The 5,880-nt window shown below is 42.5% G+C and carries 5 protein-coding genes; 1 reads left to right on the top strand and 4 read right to left on the bottom strand.

Annotated elements, in window-relative coordinates:
- Both Q1V74_RS08790 and Q1V74_RS08785 read right to left on the bottom strand, forming a co-directional pair.
- Window positions 1–857, bottom strand: an 857-nt coding sequence (locus Q1V74_RS08790; RefSeq protein ID WP_300648212.1) for a 5-methyltetrahydropteroyltriglutamate--homocysteine S-methyltransferase, incomplete at its 3' end; no start/stop codon positions are given.
- Window positions 858–1,192: 335 nt separating this feature from the next.
- Complete coding sequence (locus Q1V74_RS08785; protein WP_300648210.1) at window positions 1,193–1,846, bottom strand: DUF5710 domain-containing protein; 654 nt, start codon at window positions 1,844–1,846, stop codon at window positions 1,193–1,195.
- A gap of 543 nt (window positions 1,847–2,389) precedes the next feature.
- Between Q1V74_RS08785 and Q1V74_RS08780 the strand changes: the two genes are divergently transcribed.
- On the top strand, window positions 2,390–3,355 hold the full coding sequence (locus Q1V74_RS08780) for a bile acid:sodium symporter (RefSeq protein WP_300648208.1): 966 nt from the start codon (window positions 2,390–2,392) through the stop codon (window positions 3,353–3,355).
- Between the two features lie 413 nt (window positions 3,356–3,768).
- Here the strand turns inward: Q1V74_RS08780 and Q1V74_RS08775 are convergent, their stop codons facing one another.
- Both Q1V74_RS08775 and Q1V74_RS08770 read right to left on the bottom strand, forming a co-directional pair.
- Entirely contained in the window at window positions 3,769–4,194 is a 426-nt protein-coding gene (locus tag Q1V74_RS08775) for a hypothetical protein (protein ID WP_300648206.1), read from the bottom strand.
- 326 nt (window positions 4,195–4,520) lie between these two features.
- On the bottom strand, window positions 4,521–5,880 hold a 1,360-nt coding region (locus Q1V74_RS08770), incomplete at its 5' end, for a WG repeat-containing protein (protein ID WP_300648204.1).

Raw genomic sequence — 5,880 nt, 5'->3', positions numbered from 1 at the left:
CGAAAATCTCCCGAACGATCGTTATCATATTCTAAGAAAAAAGCGTCCACATTCACTGAGCCAAACAGCAACTCAGCAACAGGCTCGTAGCCCCCCGAAGAGATCCACGTCGAACGGAAATTACCCCGACACACATGCAGCCCCACCACTAAATCATCTGGCTTGCCCTCTAGGACTCGATTTAGTACATCGGCATACGTTTTAGCGAGCGCGTCGGGATCATCCCCCCGCTCTCGCACGAGCTGCTTTTGCTCTTCAGAACATAAATAACCCCATACCGTGTCATCTAATTGCAGATAACGACAGCCCGCTGCATAAAAAGCTGCCAACGCATCTCTATAGGTCTGCACCAAGTCATCAAAGAACTCGTCCAAATTTGGATAAATCTCAGGGCTGACCACATCTCGCCCACCACGAAAGTGCAACACACTGGGGCTTGGAATCGTCATCTTTGGCGTCGCACCCGTCTGTAAAGACTGCAAAAACGCAAAATCTTGCAACATGGGGTGATCCCCAAACCGTACCCTGCCGGTGACCCGTACATTATGCGATTTTGTCTGCACCCCAGAAAATTGGATCCCCTCTTGTGTGTCGTAACGCTCTACACCCTCTAGGCCATCAAAAAAATCAAAGTGCCACCATGTACGTCTAAACTCTCCGTCTGTCACCACTTGCAAACCACAAGCACATTGACGCTCTACGGAGTAACGGATGGCTTTGTCTTCCTCTGCCCGTAATGCTTGCGCCGACATCATCCCTTTCTCAAAATCATGACGCGCTTTTTTAAGCGCTGCCGGGCGCAAATAACTACCAACAACATCCGCACGAAAAGGGGGCAAAGACCGAAACAAAGACATGTAAAACCTCTAAAAAAAACATCGCCATGCCGCAGCATGGCGTAAACATCGAAGCTCTCCATCATAGGCGGTTTAGAGGTTAAAAATGACGATACTTTTTCAAAACAACATGAGTTATTTTCATGTTATGTCTTTATATAAACTAATTACATGCTTATAACCCCCATCATTCTGAAAATTTCTCAACAAAACGTATTTTTTGTAAACAACCTCGCATCATTACTTTTTTAGCTGGTCATAACTAGTATGACTCTGACTACTGTAATAAAGCCATAGAGTCTTATCCTGCCACCGCCCCAGCTGAATACCGGCCTGAAGATAAATTTAAGCCTAAATTAGAAAAATTCAATTATCCTCATTGACTCATAAAAATAATCTTCCGAGTGAAAACCCAAATCACAATTACCCATAAATGGAGAATCTACTGGATAAATACTTATACGCTGGGCATCCCACTGATCAATTGGAAAAAAAGCGCCCCCAGGTTCATTATGCAAATAGAAATCTCCTTGTGTTGCATTACAATGCTCACAATGATTCATATAATAGCGAACACCGGCTTTTTTACTGTAAGCAATACTATATTTTTTCGTCAGTTTTTGCATATGACTTATTACTGAAACTGCTAAGCCATCGACCATTGAAGTAATACTAAAACCACCTGGGGAAGTCCAATAACCAATATCCTCATCCTCACTCTCATAATATTCATATTCAGGCGGGAGTAAAAAAGAAAAAACTGAAGTTATTTCTTTACAACGCCAACACCCTGTCTGCGACTTAATAATAAAGTAATGTGGTGCTCTAACTGAATACTCTGGGGAGTCTAAATTAGATATTGGCTGCGATTGCGGCAACCAGCACATAAATGGATCTAGATTCATTTCAGTAGATATATACCAAGTTTTTTGAACAGGATCCCAGCGAGCCCCTAATGCTTTAGCCTCATCCTTCTGAGAAAATGGCACTTGTAAATTTATACGAGTCATCCTACAGCTCCTATAATTGAATCAGCGCTTTGGCTGCAAACAGATAAAGTAAATGGAACTGGATATGGAGGAGTGAGCCAGATCAAAAAATGAAAAATAGCTAAAAACAACCCTCCTCTCTAAGCACGTCAAAATTCGCACAAAATTGTGGGAAAAGCCTCGCTAGTTGGCATTAGATACTGCTGACCACTTTGGGCTGTAAGAAAACAAATATTAAAATAGTTATTATTCGAAAGATATTTATTCGCTACGGCTATGATAAAAATATAAATAAGACCTAGAGGTGCAATTAAGATAGCCATGCTCCAGCAAACAGCCATAGTCATAAGTTTAACGATTAGCATCACCGTAGCATTCACAAAACCGACTACACTTTCATAGACCCATAGTTTTTCGCGGCATTGCACTGTGGCTACCGAAATATCTAAGTTTCCATATGAACTAAAATCGCCCCTATTGTCACTTAAACATGTCCGCATCAACGCATTCTTTGTAGTATATACTATACAATATATAAATTTATATAATGTTAAGGATAGAGACATGATGACACTTGTGGGATGGCTCAATCAAAACCTGAGATTCAGTATCCCTTTAGTTATGCTGCTAGGACTGATAACGGGACTACTGAGCGAAAGCCACGTACTTAAACTCTGGATTGCTCCATTGACCCTACTTATGGTGTACCCCATGATGGTAGGGATACGTCTTAAACAGCTTTTACAAACCGACACGATTAACGTACAAAGCTGGGCCTTAGGCATTAACTTTATCATTATTCCAGCGCTCGCCTATGGCTTGGGTAGGCTCTTTTTTACTGACCAACCCACACTAGCGTTAGGCTTATTATTAGCAGCGCTATTACCCACCAGTGGCATGACTATCTCTTGGACTGGTTTTGCTAAGGGCAATGTTCCTGCAGCGATTCAAATTACCATTATTGGCCTTTTTACTGGCTCAGTTCTTACCCCTTTGTATGTGCAGTATTTACTCGGAGCCCATATACCGATGGAGCTCGGAGCCGTTTTCAAGCAGATTCTTCTTTTTATTGCTCTACCCTTACTAGCCGGCCAGCTTACGCGCTATCTACTTATCAAACGTTATGGACAAGCTCATTTCCAGCAACACCTAGGCCCTAAATTTCCACGCTTTTCTACTTTAGGGGTCTTAGGTATTGTCTTTGTAGCTATGGCCATTAAAGCTAACGATTTAATACGTTCTCCTACACTTATTATCGCTATCCTCATTCCAGTGCTTATTCTTTACACATTAAACTATGTCATTAGCACCGTGATTGCCCGCCGTTATTTACATCGTGGTGATGGTATCGCATTAGTGTATGGCACCGTGATGCGTAATTTATCTATAGCACTGGCTCTAGCCATGACAGCTTTTGGCGATGCTGGCGCTGAAGCAGCACTATTGATAGCGCTTGCTTATATTATTCAGGTGCAATCTGCAGCATGGTATGTAAAATGGTCTGACAAGATTTTCCCAACGTCTAAATAAGCCTGCTCTGCACACGCTACCTCTGTTTCTTGATCATTATGCAGGTACGCAGATAGCATATATCGGCACTGTAAATGATTGTAATGACCCAGCATCGCTTCGCCGTAAGCTTCCTGAAGGTCTTTCAGCGACGCACTTTTACGCTTCGCCGTCCAGCGTTCAATGTCGTGCTCCATTGCGATACTCATGATCGTTTTTCTCCAGAATCCAACTGAAGTTGAGCAGTAATTTCGTTTTATATGTATTAGAAATAGAATGAACAATTTGTACTCTGCATGAAATCTACTCCCTTGTACAGAATTGGTGTAAGTTCTGGCCTTTTGCTGTAACGCATGATGTAGTCATAGCTTTCTCCTGTAAGACACACCCGCAGAGTAAAATAACCTTTAATACATTAGCCAATCTCTAGCTGGTTAATGTTCAGACAACAGTTTTTTACACTCACTGCAATAAACCTTCCTACTTTTTTGTATATCATCAAAGACTTCTTCCAAAGCCTGTTTATCCTCTGGCGTCAAGGCATCCAATGCCTCAATAAACCTACTCCACGTCTTCTGTAAAGGCTCCCCAACAGTTGACCGGATAGAGCCGTCCTTTACCCTACCCCAAAAGATATATGGCTCAATGGTATTGCTAACTTCAATACCAAACTTATCACCATGATAATTCTTCACTAGCGTCATATAATCAGAAAACTCAGACGACAGTAGCACACTGGCTTCAAAACAATAACGCCCTGCAGCTATCCCGTTGACTATACCAATCAGATCATCCGTAACCTCCCCTCCCTTAAAAGTGATCAGAGTACGATCAGCCAAAAACTCAATATTTACATGCATATACTGCCCCTCCCAAAACTGAGTTGACCAAAGCCCACAGGGTCAAGTTTTCAATCTCTACATCAGTCTCTCCAGTACGGGATTACCACAGTTCCGTTGCTATTCATGTGTGAACGAACAAAACAGATGAGAGCTAGCCTTCCCCCTTAGAAGTAAAAACTGCACGTTAACTCTATCCTTATTTCCTCTAGCATCATGGTTCTTAACATAGCCATACCCTATTTTAGGTCATAAGACATCCTATGCTTTACAAGTGACAAGGTTTAATTTGAGATCAGAGATGTGTCTAACTATATTTCACGACCAGTTGCTTACTACTTCATAACCTAAAATTCCTTTTCATCAAAGGCTATCCTGGCATGAGCCACTACTGGCAACACCTCACCATTTTTATCAATATAAAAATAGTGTCGCTTGTTGCGTTGATCTACACGTCCATCAATATACGCCAACAAAGGAAACCCGGCCGCTAAATCTCTGATCGGCCCCCAATGCATCGGTGCATCAGCATGGTATATTCCATCCAAAATCATCGGAAAAACCTCATTGCGCTGATCATCAAACAACCCTACATGGTTTTTTTTAATTGCACCATATCTGGGCACATCATTATATAAAAACAGGGTTTTATACTCAGGCGCTAACCGCTCGGTGCCTTGCCAATCGTATATCCCAAAAGAATCATTACGCCGTACAGGGTCATAAGCACCAACAATAATTTCCTGTTCAGCAGCACGAGTCAGCGGGGCTTCGTAGGAGTCCGGCGAAGACCACGTCCTAATAGGACCTGAAAACATAGGCTCACCATCGGGGCGTAGATAAATCGTTTCCCAGAAGCGTTTTTTATTTTGCCGAGACAACGCGATAAACCCCGAATCATTTCGTAAGGCCAGATCATAATCCAGCGGAAAAATCTCTTTTCCTTTGTCATTGATCACGCCAAATTTGTCGTCATTTTCTACAATGATCAAACCATTGCTTGCGTCACCAATAAGATCATAAGGCGCACTGATGATTTTCTGTGCCTGTGCATCATATAAGAAGCTTTTCCCATCTTTGAATACCGTCCACAGCCCCTCTTGGGACAGTGGCTCGTACTCTTTAAACGGTAACTCAATCATCTTTTGCTGCGCAGCATCCCACCAATGATAAAGGCTTTCTCCTTCTTGTTGTTGGTCATAAGGGAGTCGTAAACGCATGATCTTATCCGTTTTGACAGGGTCAATCCATGCATAGCGAGGTGGAACTAACTCTTTGCCAGTACGTATATTAATCAAGCCATAACCGCTGTCTTGCTTAAAAGACAGTAGCTCTGGCAGCTGTAAACTTAATGAGTCATATACTGGTGGGAGCACCTCTGTGCCATCAAGCTTATAAAGTCCGCTCATCCCACCCTTCTCTACCAAAATATAGGGATGCTCGGCGTGCTCTGGCGCCCAATAACGAATATTGTCAAATGTGGGCTCAACTAAAACCCCCTCATCCGCGAAATACCAACCACGTAATTTTCCTTTGTGTACTTTGAGTACATTGGTATCTACCCATTCATTGGATTCGTCCTTGCGGGCTTCAATACTATAACCATCATATTGTGCTGGCACTAATACCGTCCCGCTTAAATCACGCAGTTCTACCTGGCCCTTCTTATTATGGTGAACAAGAAAATAATCCTGTCTTAAGCGGCTG

This window comes from Paenalcaligenes sp. (assembly GCF_030152715.1).
Classification (GTDB): domain Bacteria; phylum Pseudomonadota; class Gammaproteobacteria; order Burkholderiales; family Burkholderiaceae_B; genus Paenalcaligenes; species Paenalcaligenes hermetiae.
The sequence above is the reverse complement of the archived record's forward strand: the minus strand, read 5'-3'. Positions and strand labels throughout refer to the sequence as shown.

Bases quoted from the DNA above. Each gene is read 5' to 3' on its own strand.
- Q1V74_RS08785 (WP_300648210.1), bottom strand. From the start codon at position 1,846: ATGACTCGTATAAATTTACAAGTGCCATTTTCTCAGAAGGATGAGGCT.
- Q1V74_RS08780 (WP_300648208.1), top strand. From the start codon at position 2,390: ATGATGACACTTGTGGGATGGCTCAATCAAAACCTGAGATTCAGTATC.
- Q1V74_RS08775 (WP_300648206.1), bottom strand. From the start codon at position 4,194: ATGCATGTAAATATTGAGTTTTTGGCTGATCGTACTCTGATCACTTTT.